Raw genomic sequence first — 26,592 nt, 5'->3', positions numbered from 1 at the left:
CTACTCGCTACGACAAGCTCGCCATCGTCTACCGATCAGCGGTCGTCCTCCATGCCGTGATCACCTGGACCAAGGCATTGTCAGACACGCCCTAGGCCCGCGGTTCGCGGTCCCGGGGGTGCAGAACCCGCACTGCAGCGCGTGGTGCGCGGCGCTGCGGAGATGGTCATCCAGTATCGCGGTTGCGGCCTAGGCCGCGGTGCGCGGGGCGGCGGACCGGCCGAGCCGGGGCCGCGGAGGATCGGTGCTGTCGAGGTGAGCCTCCGGCGCCGGGGTTGTGGGCGGCCCATGATCGGCGGTGTGGCGGACCGGCCGCTGGCCGGCGAGCTGCTCGGACCGGCGGCGGTCGCGAAGCCCGGGGCGGGTGTTCCCGCCCTCAGGCCCGCAGCCGCAGGCCGGAGGGGGTGGCCCGGAAGCCTGCCTCCTGGAGCACCTGGGCCAGCTCCGAGGTCAGTGCCTGCTCGCCGTCCGCGCGTTGGACCGACAGCTGGCCGAGCCAGCCCTCGCGGACCGCTGCCGACAGGGCCTGGGCCGCCTCCGACAACGCCTCGCGCTCCTCGGTGAAACTCAGCAGTGATCGTCCTCCTCTTTCCACGTACAGGGCCGGGACCCCGTCGACCAGCACCGCCAGCGCGCCCGCCTTGCGGGCCGGGCGGTGCTTCGTGTCTCCCGTGGCCGCCGGCCAGGGGAGGGCTGCGCCGTACGGCTGGGCCGGGTCCGCCGCGGCCAGGACCACCGGGCGGCCCGGTGCCGGGCGTCCCGGACCCGACAGCGCCCGCAGGCGGTCCACCGCGCCCTTCGCCGCGAACTGGGCCGCGCCGAGGCCCTCCACCACGTACCCGCGGATCACCTGGCCCGTGTCCTCCATGCCGCGGAGGACCTTGTAGATCCCGGAGAAGCCGCCCGTCACGCGCTCGGTGTCCAGCGCGCCGCGAGTCAGCACCCCGTGGCGCTCCAGGAACGCCTCCGTCCTTGCGTGGGCTCGGCGGGTTGCGTCGGTCTCCCGGGGCGGGGTCAGCGCCCAGCGGCCCGCGACCGTCGGCGGCCCGGACCGCGACGGCATCTGCGGCCTCCCCGCCCGCAGCCGGGCGTAGCGGCCGCGAGGGGCCTGGCGCCGGGGCTTGTGCGCTCCGTGCCCGGCGACCTGAGCCCGGAGCGGGCCCAACGTGTCGCCGGTGACCAGGCCCGCCCAGACCAGGTCCCACAGCGCGGCCACCACCTCCGCGTCGTTCGGGGCCTTGTCCACCAGCACCGTGGCGCGGTCCACCAGCTGGCGGAAGAACAGCGCGCCACCCTCCAAAGTGGACACGATCGCGTCGTGCAGCGGGCCGGTCGGGATGTCCTCGACGACCTCCGGCAGCAACAGGTCCGCGACGTCGGTCGGGGCCAGCGCGATCCAGCCGTCGCCGCCCGACAGCGCGCCGCAGCCCGCCCAGGTGACTTCGCCCGCCGTGGTCAGTTCGTCCAGCAGGGCGGGGGAGTAGCCCGGCAGCCGCCCGGGCAGGATCAGCGACTCCACCGCGCTCGCCGGCAACGGCGCCCCGGCCAGCTGCTCGACCACCGACAGCACGTCGTCCGCCGTCGGGGCGGCCCGGACGCGGCCGCCGAAACCGTGCCACGCCGGCAGGAACCGGCCCAGCGCCGCCGGTTCGACCGGCTCGACCTCGGCGCGCAGCTTCGCCAGCGACGCCCGCCGCAGCCGGCGCAGCACCGCCGCGTCGCAGTACTCGACGCCGACGCCGTGCGTCTCCGGATGGCCGACCGGGCTCAGCTCGCCGCGCACCAGGCGGCCTTCGCCGGTCATCCGGTCGAGCACGCCGGTGACGACCGCCGTGCCGAGGCCGAACCGCGCGGCCGCGTCCGCCGCCGCGAACGGCCCCCGGCCCCTGGCGTACCGCGACAGCAGGTCGCCGAGCGGGTCCGCCACCGGTTCGGTGAACGCCTCGGGCACGCCCACCGGCAGGGCGGTGCCCAGCGCGTCCCGGACGCGGCCGGCGTCTTCGATCGCCAGGAACCGTTCCTCGCCGCCGATCCGCACCCGGATCGCCCGCCGGGCCGCTTCCAGCTCGGTGAGCCACTCCGCCCGGATCCCGCGCTCCGCGGCCTCCTCGACGGTCAGGTCCCCGAGGAACCGCAGCAGGTCGGCCGCGTCCTCGGCCGACCGCGCGTGCCTGTCCGGGTCGAGCCGCTGCAGCGACCGCTCCACCTCGGCGACGGCTTCGGGATCCAGCAGCTCCCGGATCGCCTCGGTGCCCAGCAGCTCGGCCAGCAGCCCGGAATCCAGGGACAGCGCCGCCGCCCGCCGCTCGGCCAGCGGTGCGTCGGTCTCGTACAGGAACATCCCGATGTAGCCGAAGAGCAGGCTGCGCGCGAACGGCGACGCGGCCGGCGTTTCGACCTCGACCAGCCGGACCTTGCGGGCCCGGACGTCGGCCATCAGTTCGCGCAGGCCGCCGACGTCGTAGACGTCCTGCAGGACCTCCCGCATCGCCTCCAGCACGACCGGGAACCGCTCGTACTTCGCCGCCACCGACAGCAGCTGCGACGCGCGTTGCCGTTGCTGCCACAGCGGAGTCCGGCGCCGCGGGTCCCGGCGGGGCAGCAGCAGCGACCGGGCCGCGCACTCCCGGAACCGGGCCGCGAACACGGCCGAACCGCCGACCTCGGCGACGATCAGCTGCTCGACCTCCTCGGGGTCCAGCAGCACGTCGTCCGCGCCGATGGTGACCTCGCCGCCCTCGGAGTCCAGTGCGTCCGGCAGGCGCAGGACGATGCCGTCGTCGGAGTGGGCCACCTGCGCGTCCACCCCGCGGTTTTCCCGCAGCCGCGCGGCGATCGCGAGCGCCCACGGCGCGTTCACCTGCGCGCCGAACGGCGAGTGCACGACGATCCGCCAGTCGCCGAGCTCGTCGCGGTAGCGCTCCAGCAGGATCGTCCGGTCGTTCGGGACGTGCCGGGTGGCGGCCTTCTGCTCGGCCAGGTAGGCGAGCAGGTTGTCGCACGCCCGCTCGTCCAGTCCCGCCGCCTCGGCTCGTTCGCGGGCCTTCACCTCGTCCGAAGTGGACAGTTCGCGGACGAACTTTCCCAGCGCCCGCCCCAGTTCCAGCGGACGGCCCGGAGCGTCGCCCTTCCAGAACGGCATCCGCGCCGGCTCACCCGGCGCCGGCACCACGATCACGCGGTCGTGCGTGATGTCGGTGATCCGCCACGACGACGTGCCCAGCAGGATGGTGTCGCCGACGCGCGACTCGTACACCATCTCCTCGTCGAACTCGCCGACGCGCGAACCGGGCTTGTCGTCCGCACCCGGCGTCATGACGGTGAACAGGCCGCGGTCCGGGATGGTGCCGCCCGAAGTGACGGCCAGCCGCTGCGCGCCGGGCCGCCCGCGCAGCTCGCCGGCGATCCGGTCCCAGGTGATCCGCGCCCGCAGCTCGCCGAACTCCTCGCTCGGGTAGCGGCCGGCCAGCATGTCGAGCACCGCGTGCAGAGCGTCGTCCGGCAACGCGGCGAACGGGGCCGCTCGCCGGACCAGCGACGCCAGGTCCGGCACGGTCCACGGCTCCAGCGCCACCATGGCGACGACGTGCTGGGCCAGGACGTCCAGCGGGTTGCGCGGGTAGCGGACCGCCTCGATCGCGCCGCTCGCCATCCGCTCCGCGACGACCGCGCAGGAGACGAGGTCCCCGCGGAACTTCGGGAACATCACCCCGGACGACACCGCGCCGACCTGGTGCCCGGCCCGGCCGACGCGCTGCAGCCCGGACGCCACCGTCGGCGGCGCCTCGATCTGCACGACCAGGTCGACCGCGCCCATGTCGATGCCCAGCTCCAGCGACGACGTGGCCACCACGCACGGCAGCTGCCCGGACTTGAGCGACTCTTCGACGTGCGTGCGCTGCTCCCGCGACATCGACCCGTGGTGGGCCCTGGCGATCACGGGTGCGGCGCCGGTGCTCACGCCGGACTGCCCGACGGCCTCCGCCGGGAACGCGTCGGCCGGGGTGAGCTCGGTCTGCTCGGCGGCCAGCTCGTTCAGCCGGGCGGTGAGCCGCTCGGTGAGCCGGCGCGAGTTGGCGAAGACGATGGTCGAGCGGTGCGCGCGGATCAGGCTCAGCACCCGCTCCTCGACCGCCGGCCAGATCGACGGCCGCTGCACGGGATTGCCGGCCATCTCCTCCAGCGTGCCCAGGCCGCCCGGCGCGATGTCCCCCGGCGGGAAGGCCTCGGTCAGCGACTCCAGCGACTCCAGCGAACCCAGGGACTCCAGCGCGTCGAGCGGGCTCGGCGCCGGCCCGCGGCGCGGCTCGTCGAGGTTGCTCATGTCCTCGACCGGGACCTCGACGCGGACCTCGATGGTCTTCGCCAGCTTCGGCTGGACCACGCGCACCGGACGGCCGCCGGCCAGGAACGCGCTCACCTCGTCGATCGGGCGGACCGTCGCCGACAGGCCGATCCGCTGCGCGGGCTTCGGGAGCAGCGCGTCCAGCCGCTCCAGCGAGAGCGCGAGGTGGGCGCCGCGCTTGCCGCCGGCGACCGCGTGCACCTCGTCGACGATCACGGTCTCCACGCCGCGCAGCGACTCCCGCGCCGACGACGTGAGGATGAGGAACAGCGACTCCGGCGTGGTGACCAGCACGTCCGGCGGGGTCTTGGCGAAGGTGCGCCGCTCGGCCGCGGTGGTGTCGCCGGTGCGCATGCCCACTTCGATGCCGGGCACCGGCAGCCCGAGGCGGCGGCTGGCCTGAGAGATACCGGCGAGCGGGGCTCGCAGGTTCCGCTGGACGTCGACCGCCAGCGCCTTCAGCGGGGAGACGTAGAGGATCCGGCAGCGTTTCGTCGCTTCCGCCGGCGGCGGCTCCACGGAGAGCCGGTCCAACGCCCAGAGGAACGCGGACAGCGTCTTGCCGGACCCGGTCGGGGCGACGACGAGGGCGTGTTCACCCGCGTGCGCGGCCCGCCAGGCCCCCTCCTGCGCCGCGGTGGGCGCGGCGAAGGCCCCCGCGAACCAGTCCCGGGTCGCGGGCGAGAAGAGGTCGAGCACATCGGTTGCCACGTCATCCATGATGCGCGGCACCACCGACAGTTTCGGACGGTCCGGCCAGGATCACGCTCTGGGCGAACTGCGGGAACGTCACATCGACCCGCGGCTCGTCGGTGATCAGCCGGTACTCGCGGTCGAGCGGCGTCCAGTAGGAAAAAGGGGCCTGGTCCAGCTTGGTGTGGTCGGCCAGCACGTACGCCTCGGCGCCCGCGTGGAGCATTGCGTGCTTGACCACCGACTGTTCCAGTGACGGGCAGCACAGCCCTCGGTCGGCGACCACGCCGTCCGCTCCCAGAAACACCCGGTCGGGTGAGATGTGCCGCAGCTGCGCGAGCACGCTCTCCCCGAGGACCGCTTCGTCGGTGTGCTGCAGCCGGCCGCCGAGGACGATGAGGTCGATCCCGGCGAAGCCCGCGAGCTCGCGGATCGCGGCGACGCCGTTGGTCACCACGGTCAGCCCCTCGCGGTGGGCGAGGTGCCGGGCGAGCCTGCCGGTGGTCGTGCCGGCGTCGAGCAGCACCACCTCGCCGTCCTTGACCAGCGCGGCGGCCTCCCGGGCGATGGCCTCCTTGGCCGCCGCGTTCTCCCGGTCCTTCTCGCGGGGGCTGCGTTCGGTGTCGAGCGCGCCGCCGTAGGTGCGGACGACGTGGCCCGCCCCGGCGAGCGAGGCGAGGTCGCGGCGGATCGTCGACTCGGAGACGCCGAACTCCTCGGCCAGCTCCGCGATGCCGCCGGCGCCCTCGCGGACGGCTTCCAGCAGCATCGCGCGCCGGTCACGGGTGCCTGGTCGCGGCTGGGACATGCGCCGACCCTTCCACAGTCGCGGGTTTCAACCCGAAGAACGCCAGCCCGGCGGCCACGGCGAGGAACGCGGCCAGTACGACGAACCCGGTGGTCGCGGTGCCGGTGACGTCGGTGAGCCAGCCGACCAGGTACGGGCCGGCGAACCCGCCGAGGTTGCCCAGCGCGTTGATCAGGCCCATCGCCACGGCGACGACCTCGATGCCGAGGACCCGGCTGGGGATGGCCCAGAACGGCCCGTACGGCATGTAGACGCCGGTCGCCACGACGCAGAGCAGCAGCAGCTGCACGGCCGCCGGCCAGTGCCCGAGGTTGCCCAGCAGCAGCCCGGCGATCGCGACGAGCAGCGGCACGGTGACCGCGAGCCGCCGGTTGCCGGTGCGGTCGGACCAGTGCGCGCACGCGACCATCCCGGCCAGCGCCAGCACGTACGGCACGGCCGACAGGAAGCCGACGGCGGTGGCCGAGCCGCCGGTCATCGTCTTCACCACCGACGGCAGCCACAGCGAGAAGCCGTAGAAGCCGGTGATCCAGAAGAAGTAGACGCCGACCAGCAGCAGCACTTGGCGGTTCGCCAGCGCTTGCCGGTAGCCCTGCTTCGCGAACGCCGGTTTGGCGTCCTCTTCGGCCTTCAAGGTGGTTTCGAGGTACTCGCGTTCCGCCGCGGAAATCCACCGGGCCCGGGCCGGCCGGTCGGCCACCGCGAACCACCAGACGACCGCCCACACCAGTGGTGGCAGCCCCTGCAGGACGAACACCCAGCGCCAGGACATGTGGTCGAGCATGAACCCGGACAGCGGTGACATGAGGATCGCCGAGATCGGCAGGCACGTCATCCACAGCGCGTTCGCCCGCGCCCGCTCGGCCTGCGGGAACCAGGACGCCAGCAGGATCAGCACGGCCGGCCACACCCCGCCCTCGAACAACCCGAGCAGCAGCCGGGCCAGGTACAGCTGCGTTTCGTTCCGCACCAGCCCGCACAACACCGCCGCGACCGCCCAGGCGACCATCAGGATCAGCACCGTCTTGCGGGCGCTCCACCTGGCGGCCAGCACCGCCGCCGGGATCTGCAGCACGAGGTAGCCGACGAAGAAGATGCCGCTCGCGAGCCCTTTGGCACTGGCGGACAACGGGAAGTCGTCGCCGATGTAGGGCAGGATCACCGCGACGTTCGTGCGGTCGAGGTAGGCCAGCATGTACATGACCACCGCGACCGGGATGACGTACGCCCAGCGCTTGCGGGGGATCACCGGAGGCTCGGCGGGTAGATGACGGGCAGCTTCCGCGCGTACGGCGCCAGGGTGGCCGCCGCCTTGAACGCCGCCCGCATGGTGCCGTGCGACGCCCGGCCGGTGCCGGCGATGTCGAACGCCGTGCCGTGGTCGACCGAGGTGCGCAGGATCGGCAGGCCGACCGTCACCGACACGGTGCCGTCGAAGTCGTACGTCTTCGCCGCGATGTGCCCCTGGTCGTGGTAGAGCGAGAGCACGCCGTCGAACCGGCCCTGTATCCCTTGGTGGAACACGGAATCCGCGGGGATCGGGCCGACCACGTCGAGCCCGGCGACCCGCGCGGCGGCGACCGCCGGGGCGATCGCGATGATCTCCTCGTCGCCGAACTTGCCGTTCTCCCCGCCGTGCGGGTTCAACGCCGCCACCGCCAGCCTCGGTTTCTCGGTGCCGAAGACCTCCAGCGCCGTGTACGCCTCACGGATCGCGTGCTCGATGTTCTCCCGGGTGATCCGGCCGATCGCTTCGCGCAGGGAAAGGTGCCGCGTGGCGAAGAAGATCTTCAGCCCGGAGACCCAGAACATCGTGTTGAACCGGGTCGAACCGGTCAGCTCGCCGAGCATCTCGGTGTGCCCGAGGTGCCGCGAACCCGCCGCCCAGATGGCCTCCTTGTTGATCGGCGCGGTCACGACCGCGCCGACCTCGCCCTTCAGCGCGAGCCCGGTCGCGACCTCGATCGCCCCGACCGCCGCCGCGCCCGCCGTGGCGTTCACCTCGCCCCACGGCAGGTCTTCGGTGACGACGCCGAGGTTGAGCACGTCGATCACGCCGGTGGTGAAGCGCGCGTCGGCGACCGTGGCGATCGGGTTGATCTCCAGGTGCAGGCCCAGGTGCCGGACCAGGCGCTCCAGCACGATCGCGTCACCCACCGCCACGCCGTGCGCCAGCTGGAGGGCCTCGGGCTCGGCGAGGGTCTTCAGCGCGATTTCCGGGCCGATGCCGACGGGGTCGCCGAGGGTGACGGCGAGAACGGGGAGGTCGCTCACGGGTTTTTCCTTCCGGTGGCCAGGACGGGGTCGCGGAGTTCCAGGGGTGTTCGCCTGCCCGGAACACGGTGCTCGACCGCCGGAAGTTCGCCTTCGGCAGCAGTGTGTGACGGCGAGCCGTGCCGGGTACCCGTGATCACCTTGGACCTCCGATCCTGCGCATTCCGGTCAACTCCGATGACCGAACCGTGCAACTATCGTGCACCTTGATCGACGTCCACGTCAAGGAGCAGTGACTTTCCCGGGTCCGCACGCACGGTGACCGCGCGCATGGCAGCATCACGCGGGCGCCGTCGTGGCGTGTTTTCGCGAAGGGGAGTGCTGTGCGGATCCTGTCGGTGGACCTCGGGACGTCCAACACCGTCGCCGTGCTTTCGGCGCACGGCATGCCGCCCCGGGTCGTCGAAGTGGACGGCTCGGCCAACATGCCGTCGGCGGTGTTCGCCACCGAAGAGGGCACGATCATGGTCGGCCGCGACGCCGAGCGGCGCGCCCGGCTCGACCCGACGCGCTTCGAACCGAACCCCAAGCGCCGCATCGACGAGCAGACCCTGCTGCTCGGCACCGACGTCGTCCCGGTGACCGACGCGCTGGCCGCCATCCTGCGCCGGGTGCTCGAAGAGACCTCCCGCCAGCTCGGCGGCGAGCAGCCCGACGAGGTCCGGCTGACCCACCCCGCGCAGTGGGGGCAGACGCGCCGGAACGTGCTGATGTCCGCCGCCCGGCTCGCCGGGATGGGCCCGAACATCCTGCTGGTGCCCGAGCCGGTCGCCGCCGCGGCGCACTTCGCGTCCTTCCCCGGCAAGTCGCTCGCGCCCGGCCAGGCGCTCGCCGTCTACGACCTCGGCGCGGGCACCTTCGACGTCGCGGTCGTCGGCGCCACCCAGAACGGGTTCACCGTGCTCGCCGAGGACGGCCTGCCCGACCTCGGCGGCCTCGACGTCGACCAGGCGCTGATGGTGCACGTCGGGCGCGAGGTCTCGCACTCGGACCCGCAGCGCTGGCAGCGGCTGCTGCGCCCGGAGTCCACCGGCGACCGGCGCACCCGGCGCGCGCTGCAGGAGGACGTCAAGGCGGCCAAGGAGGCGCTGTCGCGGCACCCGCAGACCGAGGTGCCGATGCCCGAGCCGTTCAAGGACGTCCTGGTCACCCGCGGCGAGCTGGAAGGCCTGGTCCGGCCGGCGATGCTGCGCAGCGTCGAGCTGCTTTCGCGGACACTGCGGTCGTCCGGGCTGACCCCGGACCGGCTGGCCGGCATCTACCTCGTCGGCGGGTCGAGCCGGCTGCCGCTGGTCGGCACGATGATCGCGGAGAAGCTCGGCGTCGTGCCGGGCAGTCTCGACCAGCCCGAGACCGCCGTCGCGCTCGGCGCGCAGCACGTGGCCCGCGACGGGCTGTCGGTGCGCACCCAGAACGTCGAAGGGGCGGTGGCCGCGGGTGCACCGCCGCAGTACCCGCAGTACGCGCCGCCGCCTCCGCCGCCGCAGTACCCGGGGTACGCGCCCTCGAACTTCCCGCCGAGCGGCCCGCAGCCGGTGCCGTCGAACTTCCCGGCGTACTCGTCCGCGCCGGAGAAGGCCGCGCCCCGCGGGAAGAAGAAGCTGCTGATCGGGATCGCGGCCGCGGTCGTCGTGGCGCTCGCGGTGGGGCTGACGCTGTTCCTCACGTCGTCGTCCTCGGTGGCGACCTACACCGCGGACCAGTGCCGGACGCCGGGACAGGCCGACGACAAGGGCTTCACGGGGTGCCTGCGCCAGCTCGCCGGCAAGATCGCCGACACCGGCGACTGCAAGCCGGGCATGGGCAACGGCCCGGCAGCGCCGTCGCAGAGCCTCGGGGCCGCTTCGACCTGCTCGGCGCCGGGCCGGGCGGGCACGCAGGTGACCTACGTCCACGGCGACAGCGCCGACGCGCTCAAGCAGTACACCGACGGCCTGCTCACCTCGGCGGGCGGCGACCGCACCGAGGCCGACTGGGGCGGCAACGGGCTCAAGGGCCACTACTCGTCGGCCGCGGGAAAGACGTCGGCGGTGCTCGTGTTCACCGTGTCGGACCGGCCGCTGGCCGGGTTCATCTACCAGCTGAACACGAGCGACCAGGCGGCGGCGACCACGCCCGGTACGCTGGCCGACTACTTCGAGGCCAGCGTCCAGCCGGGTCAGTAGGCGGCCGGTGCGCGCCCGCCGGTTAAAGTGGGTCCGATGCGGATCACGGTTTTCCGGCGGCTGATGGCCGAGGAGTTCGGCCCAGGGCGGGCCCAGGTGCTGGCCAGGGACCACGTCCTGAGCGGGCTCGGCGGGCGCACCGTCGACCAGGCGCTGACCGCCGGGATCCCGGCGAAGGAGATCTGGCGTGAGGTCTGCGACGCCTTCGACGTCCCGGCGGAACGGCGCTGACCTGGGGTTGTCTCAGGAGTGGCGACCCGGGCGGGCGAAAATCCTAGCGCAAGGGTGTGTCGCTGCCGACCTCGAACAGGTGTTCGTCTAAGGTGTTGTCCACATCGGGTCCAGCGATCCACAGATTGGGCGCCGCGCCTGGAATTGTCGGTCCCCGCCGCTAGCGTCGGACCGGACAGCTGAAGAACCGACACAGAGCCCCCGGAAAGCCGGGGCTTCGACCAGCGAGGTGGACTTCCATGCCTGCAGCACCCGACAAGGACAAGGCGCTCGAGCTCGCGCTCGCGCAGATCGACAAGCAGTACGGCAAGGGCTCGGTGATGCGCCTGGGCGAGGACACCCGGCCGCCCATCGCCGTGATCCCCACCGGCTCGATCGCCCTCGACGTCGCCCTCGGCATCGGCGGGCTGCCCCGCGGCCGCGTCGTCGAGATCTACGGCCCGGAATCCTCCGGTAAGACGACGGTCGCCCTGCACGCGGTGGCGAACGCGCAGCGCGCCGGCGGCATCGCGGCGTTCATCGACGCGGAGCACGCGCTCGACCCGGAGTACGCGAAGAACCTCGGCGTCGACACCGACGCGCTGCTCGTCTCCCAGCCGGACACCGGTGAGCAGGCCCTCGAGATCGCGGACATGCTGATCCGCTCCGGCGCGCTCGACATCCTCGTCATCGACTCCGTGGCCGCGCTCGTGCCGCGCGCCGAAATCGAGGGCGAGATGGGTGACTCGCACGTCGGTCTCCAGGCGCGGCTGATGAGCCAGGCGCTGCGGAAGATCACCGGTGCGCTGTCCAACTCCGGCACCACCGCGATCTTCATCAACCAGCTCCGCGAGAAGGTCGGCGTCATGTTCGGCTCCCCGGAGACCACCACCGGTGGTAAGGCGCTGAAGTTCTACGCGTCGGTCCGCCTGGACGTGCGCCGCATCGAGACGATGAAGGACGGCGGCGAGGCGGTCGGCAACCGGACCCGCGTCAAGATCGTCAAGAACAAGGTGGCCCCGCCCTTCAAGCAGGCCGAGTTCGACATCCTGTACGGCCAGGGCATCTCCCGCGAGGGCTCGCTCATCGACATGGGCGTCGACCAGGCCATCCTGCGCAAGTCCGGTGCCTGGTACACCTACGAGGGCGACCAGCTCGGCCAGGGCAAGGAGAACGCGCGCCGGTTCCTGCGCGACAACCCGGACATCGCCAACGAGATCGAGAAGCGGATCAAGGAGAAGCTCGGCATCGGGCCGCAGCTCGACGCGGAAGCCGTCGAGGCGGTTCCGGCGCCGGTCGACTTCTGATCGCCCGGTGCGGGAAGCCCGCCGCGGTCGTGGTCCGCGGTGGGCGTGAAGACGAGGAGTGACTCAGGTGGCCAGGGCGCCCAAGGTGCCGCCGGCCGAGCTTCCTCCTGAGGAGCGGTACAAGAAGGCCAAGGAGATCTGCTTCGATCTCCTGGCCGCTCGGCCGCGGACCCAGGAGGAGCTGCGGCAGGCGTTGCACCGCAAGGGGTTCGACGAACAGACCTGCGAAACCCTGCTCGGCAAGCTCGACCGGGCGGGGCTGGTCAACGACGCGGAGTTCGCGGAGCTGTGGGTGAAATCCCGGCACGCGAACCAGGGCCTGTCCCGCACCGCGCTGGTGGCCGAGCTGCGGCGCAAAGGTGTCGATGGCGAGGTCGCGGCGCAGGCGGCCGGTGAGGTCGACCGCGAGTCCGAGGAGCAGATGGCCAGGGAACTGGTCCGCAAGCGCCTCGGCTCGCTCGGCAACGTCGACGAACAGACCGCCCTGCGGCGGCTGCTCGGCTTCCTCGCACGGAAGGGCTACCCGCAGGGGCTCGCCTACACCGTGATCAGGGAGGAGCTCCGCGCGTACGGCGCGGAGTCCACCCTGCTCGACGACGCCGTCATCGACTGACCGGTGCCCGGCGCCGGCTGAGGGGCCGGAGCCTGCCGCCGACCTGGTACCGCCGGAGGCGGGCCGGGCCCGCGGGTGAGCGGAGGCTTTTCCGACCTGGTGCCGGGGTGGCTGTGCGCATCGGTGGGTCAGGAGCGGGCCTCGCCCACCTGGCTCCCGGGGCGGAGCTCCGGGCCGGCGGCCAGGATGCTCGGGCCGGCTTGGCCGGGGCGGGCGATCGGCATGCGGCGGTCCGGAGGGAGTCGGGCCGAGGCCTTACCGAACTGGTGCTGGGATGGCTGTGCGCATCGGTGGGTCAGGAGCGGGCCTCGCCCATCTGGCTCGGGGCGCGGAGTTCCGGGCCGGCAGCCGGGGTGCTCGGACTGGCGGCCTGGGTGCTCGGGCCGGCCTGGCCGGGTCGCCGCGCGATTGGCACTCGACGGTCCGAGCGGTGCTTGCGGACCGCCAGCAGCAACACCGCCAGCAAGCCCATGGCGACGCACGTCACCACGGCCGTCAGGACCAAGAACTCGTTCAGCTGCCCGGCCGCCAGGTACGCGCCCAGGGCCACCGCCACCAGGGCGCACACCGCCCTGTCCACAATGGACTCCATGGACAGGAGCGTCGCCCGGTAGCGGGAGTCCGGGATCGAGTCGTTCAGCAGCTGCTTCTGGACCGGGAACGCGATGCCCGTCGCCACCGCGAACACGCACAGCAGCACCACCGCCGGGAAGGAGCCCACGAACACGATCACCCCGAGGCACAGGGCCATCACGATCGTCAGGGTGAACACCGAACCCACCGGGCCGATCGCGCGGCGGAGCCGGTGGGGGCGGGTCGCGCCGAGGGCCTCGAAGACCGTCATCGCGGCCAGGACCGCGCCGTACCAGTTCACCGACAGCGACTTCGACTCCAGGATCGGCTGGAACAGGTTCACCTGGCAGATCCGCACCAGCGTGAACATCGCGACGCCCTGCACCATCAGCAGCACCAGCCAGCGGGACGACCGCAGCGCCGACAGTGCGCCGCCGACGCCCGCGAGGAGCGAGGCCGTCTTGCCGGTCACGCGGCGGCCGCCGGGGATCGGCGGGAGCTTGGCCGCGAAGACCAGCGCGATGGCCGCGTTGATCGCCGTCAGCCAGTACGGAGAAGGGAGGCTCCAGGACATCAGCAAGCCGATCACCGGCCAGAACAGGATCTTGCCGACCAGGCTGTACGCGCGGCCGACCCCCTCCACGCGGAGGTAGTGTTCCCCCGCGCCGGAGGCGTGCAGGTACTCGTACAGGTACGCGCTCTGCGCGCCGGACACCAGCGAGCGGGCCATGGCGATCAGGACGAAGTGCACCAGGAACCCGGTGTACGAGCCCAGGAACACCGGCACCAGGTTCGCCGCCACCAGCACGCCGGCGCCCGCCGTCAGCGAGGTGCGGTAGTCGAAGCGGTCGGCGATCATCCCGGTCGGGATCTCGAGCAGGCAGAACACGATGTAGTAGATGCTCTGGATGCCGAAGATCTCGCCGTCGGAGAGCCCGATGAGCTTCTGGTACGAGTAGAAGATCGGCACCCACAGCAGCAGGCCGAAGAAGAACTGGAAGCCGTAGGTCAGCCGGACGGCGCGCTGAACGGCGGGTGGCGCGGGCAGGCGAAGGCCCAGCATGGTCGTTTCTCCCGGGAAGGTCAGGCCGAATAGGGGCGCAGCTGCACGAGGTGGAGGTGCTCGCCGTCGGCGAGCCACTCGACGTCCACCGGTGTGTCGAACGTGTAGTCGGGCGAGAAGTGGCCCTGCAGCAGGCGACCGGCGATCGCCAGCCGCTGCAGCTGGTCGTGGGCCCGCGCGTCGAGGTCCGCGGGTGCGTCGCCCAGTGACAGCGTGCGGCCGCCGCCCTCGACCGTCGAATACAGGTACTGCATCGGCAGGGCCGTGCCGTCGACGACGTCCGTCACGCGCGGCGACACGTTGACGTACACCGTGCGGAAGTCCGCGCGGTTCATCGGGTTCGTCGTCACCAGCACCCCGCCGAAGTCCGCCGCGACCTGCTCCTGGATCACCACGCCCATGTAGCACTCGTCGAGGGAGATCCCGGCCTGCTGCCGCAGCCGGACGCTGCGCACGGACACCAGCGACGCCCAGACCTCCTTGACACTGGCGAAGATCCGCTCGGCCGTCGTGACGTGGTTGTGCGACTCGTAGATCCCGGCGGCCGAGAACCCGGCGAGGTCCTCGGCGTTCGACGAGCTGCGCACCACGAACGCCCGCACCCCCGCCAGCTGAGACACCAGCGCCGAGTCGATCTCGCCGGCGAGCGCGCCCGGCAGGCGCGCCGACCGGATCAGGCCCTGCAGCTCGACGCACAGCGGCTCGATCTCACGCGCATCCAGCTCCAGCGCCATCTTCAGCTTGCCGATGGCCTGCTGGATCCGCGGCGACGACTCCAGGAACCGCCGTTGCAGCGAGAACGGCAGCGCGATGCCGCGCGGGACGCGGACGTGCTCGTCGAGCAGGCGGCGGCCGCCGCACCGAGGTCGGCGCCGGGCGGGACGTCCAGCAGCCGGGCCAGGTACGGCAGCAGGCTGTCCCGCGGCGGCCGCGGCACCTGGTAGAAGCCCAGCAGCCGCTGCGACCCGTGCGCCAGCACGTGGTGCAGTTCGCCGAGGTTGGCCGCCTTGGTGCCGTAGCGGTGGCGGTCGGCCGCGCGCAGCCGGGCGAGGTTCACGATCGGGCTGTGGTCGGCCTCCGGCTGCTCCAGGGTGACGCGCTGGGCGTACCACGACGGCGGCGCCGCGTCGGCCGGCTCGTCGACCTCACGCAGGGACAGCGCCTGGGCGTCCACTGTGTACTCGACCCACTTGCCGTCGAGCCCGCGGCGCTCGATCTCGGCCGGCGCACCGAGCTGGACGGCGTTGGGGATCTGCCAGCCGGTGGCGAGGACGTTGGTGTGCGACAACGGTGTCGTGTGCCGGGCGTTGATGATCCCGGCCAGCCGCGGGATGTCGTCGGGCACCCGGTCCATCACGATGATGTCGGACCAGTCCAGCTTCGCGGCGCGGTACTCGGCCTCGGTGCGGAACAGGCGCAGCCGTCCGACGGCCGTGCCCGGGTTCAGCGGCACGAACGGCGCCGTGGAGAACAGCTCGTGCGCGAAGACGCGCGGCAGCCCGCTCGCCGGGATCTCCCGGACGATCCGCTCCTGCAGCTGGTTGGCCGGCTTGAACAGCAGCGGCAGGGACGGGTCCACGTACTGGGTGACGAAGGCGTGGAACTCCCGGATCAGCTCGGCCGGCATGGTGTCGACCTCGACCGTCTCCAGTGAAAGCATCTGCGGGTGCAGAGCGAGAATGCCGAGCAGGAACCGGCGGCCGGGCGCGTGATAGAACGCCTCGTTGTACGAGTCGATCTCGGCGCGCACGCGTTCTTCCGCGACGCCGAGGATCTCTTCGCCGATATAGATCGCGTGAAAGGAATGCCGCGCGTTGTTCAGGAAGTGGATCTTCGCCTGCTCGCGGTCGACCACGACCTTGACGAAGGAATAGCCGCCGAGAGTGCCGCCGAGCTGCTGGAGTGCGGACACCGAAAGGCGTTCGCCGACGAGAGCGGCGACGGTCTCGGGGGCAGGACTGGGCGCGACCACGCTGGTCAGTGACACGGATTCTCCTCGCTGGAAATAGCGAGGGGAAACGATAACAGGCCGGTAAATCACCCACCTGCTCGGTGAATGCGCCATTCAGCGGGATGGATGACCGGCGCCACACCCGCTCGGAGCACCGTTCCAGCGCGCTGGAACGGTGCTCCCGGGATGCGGACGCTCATTCGGCCGTCCGGGTGCTGCGACGACGCGGGGTGATCTCCGCTACAGCGCGGCCGCTTCCGCGGCCAGCTTCTCGATCGTGGCGGGGTCGAGCGAGGCCGTCAGCCACGAACCGCCGATGCAGCCGACGTTCGGCAGCGCCAGGTAGGACGGCGCCGAGGCCACCGTGATCCCGCCGGTGGGGCAGAAGCGCAGGGACGGCAACGGACCCGCGATCGCCTTCAGGTACGCGACGCCGCCGGACGCCTCCGCCGGGAAGAACTTCAACGCCGTCAGCCCGCGCTCGGCCAGCCGCATCGCCTCCGACACCGTGCTCGCGCCGGGCAGGAACGGCAGCCCGGACTCGAAGCACGCGTCGACGACCGAGTCCGTGCACCCGGGCGTCACGAGGAACTTCGCGCCCGCGTCGGCCGCCTGCTTCGCGTGTTCGGGCGCGGTGACGGTGCCGGCGCCGATGACGATCTCCGGCACCTCCGCGGCGACGCGCTCGATCGCGGACAACGCGGCCGGGGTGCGCAGGGTCAGCTCGATGACCCCGATCCCGCCGGCGAGCAGGGCCCGGGCCGTGGGCACCGCGTCGGCGGCGTCTTCGATCACCACCACGGGCATCACGGGGGACAGCTCGAGCAGGTCCTGACCGGTGGTCACTGACCGACCTCCTGTGTTGTGAAAGCGGGCGTTCCGAAGTGCTCCGGGGTCAAGCCGCCGAACACCGAAGCGCCCTGGTCAGCGGGGCCGACCGCCCGGCGCAACGCGGCGAACAGCTCTCGGCCGGTGCCGGTCCAGGATGCTTCGGACGGCGGCGAGTCCACAAGCTCGCGGCGGGCGAGTTCTTCGTCACCGACGAGCACGTCGAGCGAGCCCGAAGTGGCGTCGAGGCGGATGACGTCGCCGTCGGCGATGCGGGCGATCGGGCCGCCCGCGGCCGCTTCCGGCGTCACCTGGATCGCCGCCGGGATCTTGCCCGACGCGCCCGACATCCGGCCGTCGGTGAGCAACGCCACCGCGTACCCGCGGTCCATCAGCACGCCGAGAGCCGGCGTCAGGCCGTGCAGCTCCGGCATGCCGTTGGCCCGCGGGCCCTGCTGCCGGAGCACCACGACGACATCCCGGTTCAGCTCGCCCGCGTCGAACGCCGCCTTGAAGCCCTCCTGCGTGGTGAACACCCGGGCCGGCGCCTGGACGACGCGGTGCTCGGGCGCCACCGCGGACACCTTGACCACCCCGCGGCCGAGGTTGCCCTCGACCATCCGCAACCCGCCGTCCGCGGCGAACGGCCGCCAGACCGGGCGCAGCACCTCTTCGTCGAGGCTGCGCGTGGGCACGTCCCGCCAGACCAGCTCGCCGTCGGACAGGATCGGCTCGGCGCGGTAGCGGTGCAGCCCGAACCCGGCCACCGTGTGCACGTCCTCGTGCAGCAGCCCGGCGTCGAGCAGCGTGCCGACCAGGAACTGGATGCCGCCGGCGGCGTGGAAGTGGTTGATGTCGGCGCTGCCGTTCGGGTAGACCCGGGCCAGCAGCGGCACGACGGCCGACAGGTCCGAAAAGTCGTCCCAGGTCAGCTGGATGCCCGCGGCCGCGGCGATGGCGACCAGGTGCATCGTGTGGTTGGTCGACCCGCCGGTGGCGAGCAGCGCGATGACGCCGTTGACGAACGCCTTCTCGTCGAGGATCCGCGAGACCGGCGTGTACTCCTCGCCGCGCGAGATCGCCACGACCCGCCGCCCGGCCTCCTCGGTCAGCGCCTGACGCAAGGACGAGCCCGGCTGGACGAAGCTGGCGCCCGGCAGGTGCAGGCCCATCACCTCGACGACCATCTGGTTGGAGTTGGCCGTGCCGTAGAAGGTGCACGTGCCGGCCGAGTGGTACGACGCGGCTTCGGCGTCGAGGAGGTCTTCGCGGGTCGCGAGTCCTTCGGCGTACAGCTGCCGGACGCGCGCCTTCTCCTTGTTCGGCAGCCCGGAGTTCATCGGGCCCGCCGGAACGAGCAGGGCAGGCAGGTGACCGAAGGACAGCGCCCCGATCAGCAGGCCGGGCACGATCTTGTCGCAGACGCCCAGCAGCAGGCATGCGTCGAACATGTCGTGGGAGAGCGCGATCGCCGTCGACATCGCGATGACCTCGCGGCTGAACAGCGACAGCTCCATGCCCGCGCGGCCCTGCGTGATCCCGTCGCACATCGCGGGCACGCCGCCGGCGAACTGGGCGACCCCGCCGGCCGAGCGCACCGACTTCTTCAGCCACGCCGGGTACTCCTGCATCGGCTGGTGCGCCGACAGCAGGTCGTTGTAGGAGGACACGATCGCGACGCCGGGAGCGCGCGCGGCCCGCAGCGCCTCCTTGTCGACGCCGTCCATCGCGGCGAAACCGTGGGCGAGGTTGCTGCACGCGAGGCCGCGGCGAACGGGGCCGTCGGCGTACGCGGCGGCCGTGCGGTCGAGGTAGGCGGTGCGGGTCGCGGCACTCCGCGCGGCGATCCGCGCGGTGACTTCGGCGACGATGTCGTTCACGGGACGCAGCGGGGTGGGGGTGGGGCTCATGTCCGGCTCCGGATCACTGGTGTGGGGTGGTCCGCGGGACGGCAGCGCTGACGCCTCTGGGTCGTGACCCTGGCCACACTACCTCGCCGAAACGCCGAATCAAAATCGATTCAGAAGATCGATTTGCGTGACCCCGATCACCTTCGGAACCGTTAGTGTGCTAGTTGTCACACTGCACGACGCGAGGCAGAGCCTTAGCCGGTTCCCTGCCAGCCCCACCACCACGGGAGGCATGATGTCCACCTCCGAGATCGCCGAGCTGCGGCGAACCATCGGCCAGCTCCGGCAGTGCGTCGGCGCACTGCGCTCTCGCTACGGCGACGCGTCGGCGGTGCGCCGGCTCGCCAACGACGTCGAGCGCCTCGACATCGACATCGCGGACCTCGACGGCGTGCCCCTCGCGGTGCCCGCGCAGGCGAAGGCGGCGGAACGCGTCCCCGTCCCCGACACCCCTTACGACCCGGCGCTGTGGCACGGCGCCGATGACGAAGGCGTCGGCGGCTACAAGCGCGACCAGCGGTGAGCGCACCCGCTGACAACGGCGTCGGCACCGGCGTCCGGGCTCCCAAGCGGGCCCGGATCGCCGAGCGCACCCTCCGCACGGACCGGTGGTGGCTGCAGCCGCTGCTGACCGTGCTCGGACTGTCGGCGTTCATCATCTACGCGACGGTCCGGTCGTTCGTGCGCACCGCGTACTGGGTGCCCGAGTACCACTACCTGACCCCGTTCTACTCGCCCTGCCTGTCCACCTCCTGCGTCGAGGGTTCGAGCCACTTCGGCCACTGGTTCGGCGACCTGCCCGGCTGGATCCCGCTCGGGTTCGTCGTGCTGCCGTTCCTGCTCGGCTTCCGGCTGACCTGCTACTACTACCGCAAGGCCTACTACCGGTCGGTGTGGTTCTCCCCGCCCGCCTGCGCCGTCGCCGAGCCGCACGCCAAGTACACCGGCGAGACGCGGCTGCCGCTGATCATCCAGAACGTCCACCGCTACTTCTTCTACGTGGCGCTGCTCGTCTCGCTGGTCAACACCTACGACGCGATCACGGCGTTCCACGGGAAGACCGGCGGCTTCGGCTTCGGGCTGGGCAACGTCATCCTGCTCGCCAACGTGGTGCTGCTCTGGGCGTACACGCTGTCCTGCCACTCCTGCCGGCACGTGACCGGCGGCCGGCTGAAGCACTTCTCCAAGCACCCGGTGCGCTACTGGATCTGGACGCAGGTCACGAAGCTCAACACCCGCCACATGACGCTGGCCTGGACGACGCTCGGCACGCTGGTGCTGACCGACCTCTACGTCATGCTCGTGGCCAGCAACGCGATCTCGGACCTGAGATTCGTCAACTAACGCACTCCTCTCCCAGCAACGAAGTCCCCCAGTTCCGAGGTGGAATCCCTACATGACCGAGGTCGAACGGCACAGCTACGACGTGGTGGTGATCGGTGCCGGTGGCGCCGGTCTGCGCGCCGTGATCGAAGCCCGTGAACGCGGCTTCCGCGTCGCCGTCGTGTGCAAGTCCCTGTTCGGCAAGGCGCACACGGTGATGGCCGAGGGCGGGTGCGCGGCCTCGATGGGCAACGCGAACTCGAACGACAACTGGCAGGTCCACTTCCGCGACACCATGCGCGGCGGCAAGTTCCTCAACAACTGGCGGATGGCCGAGCTGCACGCCAAGGAGGCGCCGGACCGCGTCTGGGAGCTCGAGACCTACGGCGCGCTCTTCGACCGCACCGCCGACGGCCGGATCAGCCAGCGCAACTTCGGCGGGCACACGTACCCGCGGCTCGCGCACGTCGGCGACCGCACCGGGCTCGAGCTGATCCGCACGATGCAGCAGAAGATCGTTTCGCTGCAGCAGGAGGACTTCGCCGAGACCGGGGACTACGAGGCGAAGATCAAGGTCTTCGCCGAGTGCACGGTCACCGAGCTGCTCACCACCGACGGCCGGATCGCCGGCGCGTTCGGCTACTGGCGCGAGAGCGGGCGGTTCATCCTCTTCGAGGCGCCCGCGGTCGTGCTCGCCACCGGCGGCATCGGCAAGTCGTTCAAGGTGACGTCGAACTCGTGGGAGTACACCGGCGACGGCCACGCGCTGGCCCTGCGGGCGGGCGCGAAGCTGATCAACATGGAGTTCGTCCAGTTCCACCCGACCGGGATGGTCTGGCCGCCGAGCGTCAAGGGCATCCTCGTCACCGAGGGCGTGCGCGGTGACGGCGGGGTGCTCAAGAACTCCGACGACAAGCGGTTCATGTTCGAGTACGTGCCCGAGGTGTTCAAGGGCCAGTACGCGGAAAGCGAAGAGGAAGCCGACCGCTGGTACACCGACGCGGACAACAACCGGCGCACGCCGGACCTGCTGCCCCGCGACGAAGTGGCCCGCGCGATCAACTCCGAGGTCAAGGAGGGCCGTGGCTCCCCGCACGGCGGCGTCTTCCTCGACATCGCCAGCCGGCTGCCGGCCGAGGAGATCCGCAAGCGGCTGCCGTCGATGTACCACCAGTTCAAGGAACTGGCGGACGTCGACATCACCGCGGAGCCGATGGAGGTCGGCCCGACCTGCCACTACGTGATGGGCGGCATCGAGGTCGACCCGGACACGGCGGCGGCGAGCGTGCCCGGCCTGTTCGCGGCCGGCGAGTGCTCGGGCGGCATGCACGGCTCCAACCGGCTCGGCGGCAACTCGCTGTCCGACCTGCTGGTGTTCGGCCGCCGCGCGGGTCTGGGCGCGGCCGAGTACGTGTCCGGTCTCGAGGGCAGGCCCGCGCTCAGCGAGTCCGATGTGGACGCCGCGGCGAAGATGGCGCTCGCGCCGTTCGACCCGCCCGCCGGTGCCTCGGCCGAGAACCCGTACACGCTGCACACCGAGCTGCAGCAGTCGATGAACGACCTGGTCGGCATCATCCGCAAGGCCGGCGAGATCGAGCAGGCGCTGGTGAAGCTGGCCGAGCTGCGGGAGCGCATCCTCCACGTGACCGTGGAGGGCCACCGGCAGTTCAACCCCGGCTGGCACCTGGCGATCGACCTGCGCAACATGCTGATGGTCAGCGAGTGCGTCGCCAAGGCGGCGCTGACGCGCACCGAAAGCCGCGGCGGGCACACGCGCGACGACTTCCCGGGCATGGAACCGGACTGGCGCAACAAGCTCCTCGTGTGTTCGGCGGCTCCGGGCGACAACCCGGTGGTGCCGGACATCGCCGTCGAGGTGAAGGAGCAGGTGCCGCTGCGGCAGGACCTGCTGGAGCTGTTCGAGTTCGGTGAACTCGGGAAGTACTACACCGATGCGGAGCTCGAAACGCACCCCGGGAGCAAAGCATGAGCTATAAGGCGAGTTTCCGGGTCTGGCGCGGCGACGCCGACGGCGGCGGGCTGCAGGACTTCACGGTGGAGGTGAACGAGGGCGAGGTCGTCCTCGACATCATCCACCGGCTGCAGGCCACGCAGGCCGCGGACCTCGCCGTCCGCTGGAACTGCAAGGCGGGCAAGTGCGGCTCGTGCTCGGCGGAGATCAACGGCCGCCCGCGCCTGCTGTGCATGACGCGGATGTCGACGTTCACCGAGGACGAGGTGATCACGGTGACGCCGATGCGGACGTTCCCGGTGATCCGCGATCTCGTCACCGACGTGTCGTTCAACTACACGAAGGCGCGCGAGATCCCGTCGTTCACCCCGCCGGCGGACCTGAAGCCGGGCGAGTACCGGATGCAGCAGGTCGACGTCGAGCGGTCGCAGGAGTTCCGCAAGTGCATCGAGTGCTTCCTGTGCCAGAACACCTGCCACGTGGTGCGTGACCACGAGGAGAACAAGGAAGCCTTCGCCGGGCCGCGGTACCTGATGCGCATTGCGGAGCTGGAGATGCACCCGCTGGACGTCGCCGACCGCCGCGACGCGGCGCAGGACGAGCACGGGCTCGGGTACTGCAACATCACGAAGTGCTGTTCGGAGGTGTGCCCGGAGGGGATCCACATCACGGACAACGCGCTGATCCCGATGAAGGAGCGCGTCGCGGACCGGAAGTACGACCCGATCGTGTGGCTGGGCAACAAGCTCTTCCGCCGGGACAAGTAGGGCTTTCTCCCTCGACGCTCGCGAACCGTGCCTCGGGCCGGTTCGCGAGCGTCTTTTTACTATGCCTCGGGCGGCACGATCTTTGCTTCCATGCCTGCGTGCTCGGTCAAGAGGTAAAGCAGGTTCGAGCCGTCGATGAGCTCGAGCGGCTTGCCGGCGGCGAAGTCGTAGCTCGCCGGGCCGTAACCGGATGTGGTCACCAGGATGCCCTTGGACGCACCCTCGTTCTGCATCGTTCCGAAAAGGTCGCGGACAGCCGACACGTCGACGGTATTGCGGTACCGCTTGGCCTGGATGACCACCTTCCCGCCGAAGATGGGACGCGGATCGAACGCGACGCAGTCGACGCCGCCGTCACGCGATGGGCGGGTTTGCTTGGTGTCGAGGCCCATTTTGCTGAACAAGTTCTGGATGAGGGCTTCGAACTCGCTGGGAGTCAGCTCCATGAGGTTCGGTCGCTGGTCGAGGCCCGAGAGGACATCTGTTTCTTCGATGAACCGCTTGTCCACCATGTCGAACTCCAGCACCGGACGGACCGGGGCGAGGTCGCTCGGTCGCTTGGACACCGACGCGTTCAACCGTTCCAGACAGGCGAGGGGCTCGACTAGGGCCAGATCGAGGTCGGCGAAAACCTCACGGGTGGTGCGGACGGTGACGAGGCAGGGGCGCACCTCCTTCCCGGTCCCGGGGTCGGTCGTGGTGACCATGCCGTTGAAGACGACGGTATCGACGAGCCCGGTCCGGTCTGCCTCGAAGATCTCGTGAAGGGTCCGGAGGGCGATCTGGGCGACGACGGAGCCGTACAGAGCCTTGATGTCCCGTGCCGGTCTAGTGGTGGAACTCACCTCGTCCTTCGACTTGACGTACTTGTATTCGCGCACAGCCGGAACACAGGTGAGGTCCGGTAGTTCGTACTCCACGACGAGCTGGGTGGATTCGGGGATATAGGCCAGCCGGTACTGCTGGGGGAACTTGTCCGGGTAATCGGAGTTGGCGAGGACCAGGGTGAAGTACTCGAGAACTGCCTGAGGCTCACGGCGGGCGAAGGCAGCCGCCAGGGCGGCCACGTCGGCGTTGTGCGCTGAGACTTCGCGTTCCCGCTCCGCGCATTGCTCGTCGTAAGCCGCCTTGGCCTTCTTCAATGCCTCACCACGCATTAGCTCGGCCTGGTGGTGTTTACGCGCTGCAGCTGCATTGCGCTGCTGCAGTGCGCCGAGCTCCTGTTGCCAGGCAGCGTGAGCCTGAGAGAACCTTTGCTGGGCCGCGAGGACGTCCCGCTCGTACTTGCCCTTGCCGAAGACCTTGGCCATTCCGGTCGGCGGAGGCGGGGTGAATTGGCCGAACGACGGTTCTGGAGGCGCGTTCTCGAGCCGTGGTGGTGGGGTGGGGCGCCCGATGGCTCCCGGTTCGAACGGTGGGTGCTCAACGGTGCGCTTCAGCGATTCAAGGTCGATGAAGTCGTCGACTTCGAGTGTCGCGGAGAGGAGCTGTTCCAGCTCTGCCACCTCGGCTTCGAGGTCGGCGTTCTGACTGGCCACCCGCGCCTGCTGGAGTTCGAGGTGGGCTTGCTTCTGCTGCTTGATGGCGTCGGCCCGCGCTCGGGCGTCGGCCTTCGCATGCTGTTCTGCCAATCGCAAAGCCACTGCTTGGGTGCGGAGAGCTTCCCGTTCCGCCCGTTGTGCGTCCCGCTGCGCCTGCGCTTGCTGGCGTGCATAGGTTGCCGCCGCTCGCTGCCTCTCCCGCTGGCGACGAGCTGCGTCCCGCTGCATCTGAACGAGAATCCCGGTACGCCGTGCCATCGGTGCTTCGCCCCCTCCAGGTCGCTGATCAATCGGCATGAACCGGCTTCGGACATGGCTGAATGCACAGTGCGCCGACGTGGTTGTTGATCGCTGACCGAAGAACAACTGATACGCCTTGTGATCGTTCCGTTATGGCGGTCGCCTGTTTTGCCTTGGTGCCGTGGACGGCAGTATGGCGGTATGGAGATCGCAATACTGCCGCCGTCGGCGGACCGGGCCGTGATCGAACGGGTCACGGCGTTGGTCAACCACGTCTACGCCGAGTCCGAGAAGGGGCTCTGGCGGGAGAACACCGACCGGACCTCCGCCGAGGAGGTCGCGGGGTTCGTGGCGGCCGGGGAGATCGCCGCCGCCTTCGTGGACGGGGAGCTTGCCGGGTCGGTGCGGGTGCAGCGGCTCGATGAGGCGACCGGTGAGTTCGGCATGCTCGCCGCCGATCCGGCTCGGCGCGGACTCGGTGTCGGGCGGGAGCTGGTGCGGTTCGCCGAGCAGGCGAGCCGGGCCGCCGGGTGCCGGGAGATGCAGCTCGAACTGCTCGTGCCGCGGGACTGGACGCACCCGTCGAAGCAGTTCCTCGCCGAGTGGTACGGCCGGCTCGGGTACCGCGTGACCCACCGCGCCGGCCTCGCCGAGGACTACCCGCACCTTGCGCCTTCGCTGGCCACGCCGTGCGATTTCCTCGTCTACCGCAAGGATCTTGCGTGACGGTGCTCGCCGGTGCGCTGGTGTTCGACCCCGACACCGGGGAGCGCACCCGTGCGGATGTGCGGCTGGACGGCTCGCGCATCGCCGAGGTGGGTCTGGGGCTCGACGGCCAGCGCGTCGACTGCTCCGGGGGCCTGCTGATCCCCGGGCTCATCGACTGCCACGTGCACGTGGCTTTCCCGCGGCCCGAGCCGTTGCCGCGCTGTGCGCGGATCCTCGAAGCCGTGCCGGTGCTGCGGGGTCTGCTGGCGCGGGGGATCACCACCGTCCGGGACGCCTGGGGTGCCGACGCCGGGCTCAAGCACGCCCTGCGCGAAGGCTGGATCGCCGGGCCCGACCTGCTGGTCAGCCTGCGTCAGCTGGGCCCGACGGGCGGCCTCGGCGACAGCTGGGAACCGCCCGCCGGGGCCGTCGACCGCTTCGGGGACCCCTCGCTGCCCGACCCGCTCTTCGACGGGCCGGACGCGGCGCGCGCGGCCGTCCGGCGGATGGTGCGGGCGGGCGCCGACTGGATCAAAGTCGGCGCGAGCGGTGCCATGCGAGCGGTCCGCGACGGTACCGACGTCCGGCCGACCGACGATGAGCTCGCCGCGCTGGTCGACGAAGCCCGCCGCTGCGGCCGGGACGTGCTGGCCCACGCGCACACGTCCGCCGCCGTCGTCTCGGCCGCCCGAGCCGGGGCGCGCAGCATCGAGCACGGCACCTTCCTCGACGACGACGCCGTAGCCGCACTCGGGAACGGGTGGTACGTGCCGACGCTTTCGCCGATCAGCGACAGCGAGTTCGCCGAGACGCACCGCCGCTCGCTTCGGCTCGCGGTGGAAGCAGGTGTGCGCGTTGCCGCCGGTTCGGACCTCGCGCCGCGTCCCCATGTCGACTTGACGACCGAGCTGCGGCTGCTGGCCGCGGTGCTCGGCGAGGCGGCTGCCCTGAAGGCGGCCACCTCCGAGGCCGCGCGCCTGCTCCGCCTCGACGACGACCGCGGCCGCGTCGAACCGGGGCTACGGGCCGACCTGGTGCTGCTGGACGGCACGGACCTCGACGTGACCGACCTGCCCGGGCGGACCCGCGCGGTCTGGCACGACGGGGAACGCCTCAGCGCAGGGAGCTGAGCAGGGCGTTCCACGCGGGGTGGGGGACCGCCAGGTGCCCGGCGGCGGGCGCCTTCGAGTCGCGGACCGCGGTGATCCGGGTATCGAGGGCGACTTCCACGCAGGTGCTGTGCTCGGTGTCCGCATCGCTGTGACTGCTCTTGAACCACATCAGTTCGCGGCCCGCCATCG

At 71.1% G+C, this 26,592-nt stretch carries 21 protein-coding genes; 10 read left to right on the top strand and 11 right to left on the bottom strand.

Translation table 11 applies throughout. From position 1 onward, the window contains the following. Positions 1-376 precede the first annotated feature (376 nt). The 4 genes from ABZX11_RS18090 to pdxA are packed head-to-tail and all read right to left on the bottom strand — an operon-like array spanning position 377 to position 8,120. Positions 377-5,065 carry a DEAD/DEAH box helicase gene (locus tag ABZX11_RS18090; protein WP_354914132.1) on the bottom strand — a complete coding sequence of 1,563 codons (4,689 nt, stop codon included), beginning with the start codon at positions 5,063-5,065 and terminating at the stop codon, positions 377-379. After that, positions 5,058-5,846: a DeoR/GlpR family DNA-binding transcription regulator gene (locus tag ABZX11_RS18085; protein ID WP_354914130.1), complete on the bottom strand. Its 789-nt coding sequence runs from the start codon at positions 5,844-5,846 to the stop codon at positions 5,058-5,060. Before ABZX11_RS18085 ends, ABZX11_RS18090 begins: the two co-directional genes overlap by 8 nt. Further along, a complete protein-coding gene (locus tag ABZX11_RS18080) occupies positions 5,818-7,095 on the bottom strand; it encodes an MFS transporter (RefSeq protein ID WP_354914128.1) in 1,278 nt (425 codons plus the stop codon). Before ABZX11_RS18080 ends, ABZX11_RS18085 begins: the two co-directional genes overlap by 29 nt. After that, on the bottom strand, positions 7,092-8,120 hold the full coding sequence (gene pdxA / locus ABZX11_RS18075) for a 4-hydroxythreonine-4-phosphate dehydrogenase PdxA (protein WP_354914126.1): 1,029 nt from the start codon (positions 8,118-8,120) through the stop codon (positions 7,092-7,094). The genes ABZX11_RS18080 and pdxA overlap by 4 nt, the downstream gene beginning before the upstream one ends. A 323-nt stretch (positions 8,121-8,443) precedes the next feature. Here pdxA and ABZX11_RS18070 point away from each other — a divergent pair, with 323 nt between their 5' ends. The 4 genes from ABZX11_RS18070 (at position 8,444) to ABZX11_RS18055 (ending at position 12,415) form a co-directional block, all read left to right on the top strand. Then, a complete protein-coding gene (locus ABZX11_RS18070) occupies positions 8,444-10,285 on the top strand; it encodes an Hsp70 family protein (RefSeq protein ID WP_354914124.1) in 1,842 nt (613 codons plus the stop codon). A 36-nt stretch (positions 10,286-10,321) separates the two neighbouring features. After that, positions 10,322-10,516 (top strand): DUF3046 domain-containing protein, encoded by a 195-nt coding sequence (locus ABZX11_RS18065; RefSeq protein ID WP_176175862.1) that lies wholly within the window; start codon positions 10,322-10,324, stop codon positions 10,514-10,516. Between the two features lie 239 nt (positions 10,517-10,755). Next, positions 10,756-11,802, top strand: coding sequence for a recombinase RecA (gene recA, locus ABZX11_RS18060; RefSeq protein WP_176175863.1), 1,047 nt, complete (start codon positions 10,756-10,758; stop codon positions 11,800-11,802). Between the two features lie 85 nt (positions 11,803-11,887). After that, positions 11,888-12,415 (top strand): regulatory protein RecX, encoded by a 528-nt coding sequence (locus ABZX11_RS18055; RefSeq protein ID WP_354914145.1) that lies wholly within the window; start codon positions 11,888-11,890, stop codon positions 12,413-12,415. A 295-nt stretch (positions 12,416-12,710) separates the two neighbouring features. Here ABZX11_RS18055 and ABZX11_RS18050 read toward each other — a convergent pair whose 3' ends face one another. The 5 genes from ABZX11_RS18050 to edd form a co-directional block, all read right to left on the bottom strand. Further along, positions 12,711-14,051, bottom strand: a complete 1,341-nt coding sequence (locus ABZX11_RS18050; RefSeq protein ID WP_354914121.1) for an MFS transporter — start codon at positions 14,049-14,051, stop codon at positions 12,711-12,713. A gap of 20 nt (positions 14,052-14,071) precedes the next feature. Further along, entirely contained in the window at positions 14,072-14,830 is a 759-nt protein-coding gene (locus ABZX11_RS18045; RefSeq protein WP_354914143.1) for a PEP/pyruvate-binding domain-containing protein, read from the bottom strand. Continuing rightward, positions 14,788-16,038: a hypothetical protein gene (locus ABZX11_RS18040; protein WP_354914119.1), complete on the bottom strand. Its 1,251-nt coding sequence runs from the start codon at positions 16,036-16,038 to the stop codon at positions 14,788-14,790. The genes ABZX11_RS18045 and ABZX11_RS18040 overlap by 43 nt, the downstream gene beginning before the upstream one ends. Before the next feature lie 204 nt (positions 16,039-16,242). Then, positions 16,243-16,848, bottom strand: a complete 606-nt coding sequence (eda, locus tag ABZX11_RS18035; protein ID WP_354914117.1) for a bifunctional 4-hydroxy-2-oxoglutarate aldolase/2-dehydro-3-deoxy-phosphogluconate aldolase — start codon at positions 16,846-16,848, stop codon at positions 16,243-16,245. Beyond that, the gene (gene edd / locus ABZX11_RS18030) at positions 16,845-18,740 is read right to left on the bottom strand and encodes a phosphogluconate dehydratase (protein ID WP_354914115.1); all 1,896 of its coding nucleotides are present in this window, start codon (positions 18,738-18,740) and stop codon (positions 16,845-16,847) included. The genes eda and edd overlap by 4 nt, the downstream gene beginning before the upstream one ends. A 235-nt stretch (positions 18,741-18,975) precedes the next feature. On the opposite strand from edd, the gene ABZX11_RS18025 reads away from it, so the two are divergent. Genes ABZX11_RS18025 through ABZX11_RS18010 form a run of 4 tightly spaced genes read left to right on the top strand, consistent with a single transcriptional unit; the run spans position 18,976 to position 22,802 of the window. Then, entirely contained in the window at positions 18,976-19,263 is a 288-nt protein-coding gene (locus ABZX11_RS18025) for a hypothetical protein (protein WP_043783673.1), read from the top strand. Then, positions 19,260-20,084, top strand: a complete 825-nt coding sequence (locus tag ABZX11_RS18020; protein ID WP_354914113.1) for a hypothetical protein — start codon at positions 19,260-19,262, stop codon at positions 20,082-20,084. The genes ABZX11_RS18025 and ABZX11_RS18020 overlap by 4 nt, the downstream gene beginning before the upstream one ends. 52 nt (positions 20,085-20,136) lie before the next feature. Next, positions 20,137-22,053 (top strand): fumarate reductase/succinate dehydrogenase flavoprotein subunit, encoded by a 1,917-nt coding sequence (locus ABZX11_RS18015; RefSeq protein ID WP_176175868.1) that lies wholly within the window; start codon positions 20,137-20,139, stop codon positions 22,051-22,053. After that, positions 22,050-22,802, top strand: coding sequence for a succinate dehydrogenase/fumarate reductase iron-sulfur subunit (locus ABZX11_RS18010; RefSeq protein WP_043783250.1), 753 nt, complete (start codon positions 22,050-22,052; stop codon positions 22,800-22,802). The genes ABZX11_RS18015 and ABZX11_RS18010 overlap by 4 nt, the downstream gene beginning before the upstream one ends. A gap of 59 nt (positions 22,803-22,861) precedes the next feature. On the opposite strand, the gene ABZX11_RS18005 is transcribed toward ABZX11_RS18010, so the two are convergent. Next, entirely contained in the window at positions 22,862-24,571 is a 1,710-nt protein-coding gene (locus ABZX11_RS18005; protein ID WP_354914110.1) for a restriction endonuclease, read from the bottom strand. A 213-nt stretch (positions 24,572-24,784) separates the two neighbouring features. Here ABZX11_RS18005 and ABZX11_RS18000 point away from each other — a divergent pair, with 213 nt between their 5' ends. Both ABZX11_RS18000 and ABZX11_RS17995 read left to right on the top strand, forming a co-directional pair. Continuing rightward, positions 24,785-25,309, top strand: coding sequence for a GNAT family N-acetyltransferase (locus tag ABZX11_RS18000; protein WP_354914108.1), 525 nt, complete (start codon positions 24,785-24,787; stop codon positions 25,307-25,309). Beyond that, the gene (locus ABZX11_RS17995) at positions 25,306-26,421 is read left to right on the top strand and encodes an amidohydrolase family protein (RefSeq protein WP_354914106.1); all 1,116 of its coding nucleotides are present in this window, start codon (positions 25,306-25,308) and stop codon (positions 26,419-26,421) included. The genes ABZX11_RS18000 and ABZX11_RS17995 overlap by 4 nt, the downstream gene beginning before the upstream one ends. Here ABZX11_RS17995 and ABZX11_RS17990 read toward each other — a convergent pair. Beyond that, positions 26,405-26,590 carry a DUF397 domain-containing protein gene (locus tag ABZX11_RS17990; protein WP_176175872.1) on the bottom strand — a complete coding sequence of 62 codons (186 nt, stop codon included), beginning with the start codon at positions 26,588-26,590 and terminating at the stop codon, positions 26,405-26,407. The two genes, ABZX11_RS17995 and ABZX11_RS17990, sit on opposite strands and share 17 nt — an antisense overlap. Positions 26,591-26,592 lie beyond the last annotated feature (2 nt).

It is taken from the genome of Amycolatopsis sp. NPDC004169, from assembly GCF_040610315.1.
Lineage (GTDB): Bacteria > Actinomycetota > Actinomycetes > Mycobacteriales > Pseudonocardiaceae > Amycolatopsis.
This window is presented reverse-complemented; position numbering and strand designations above follow the sequence as displayed.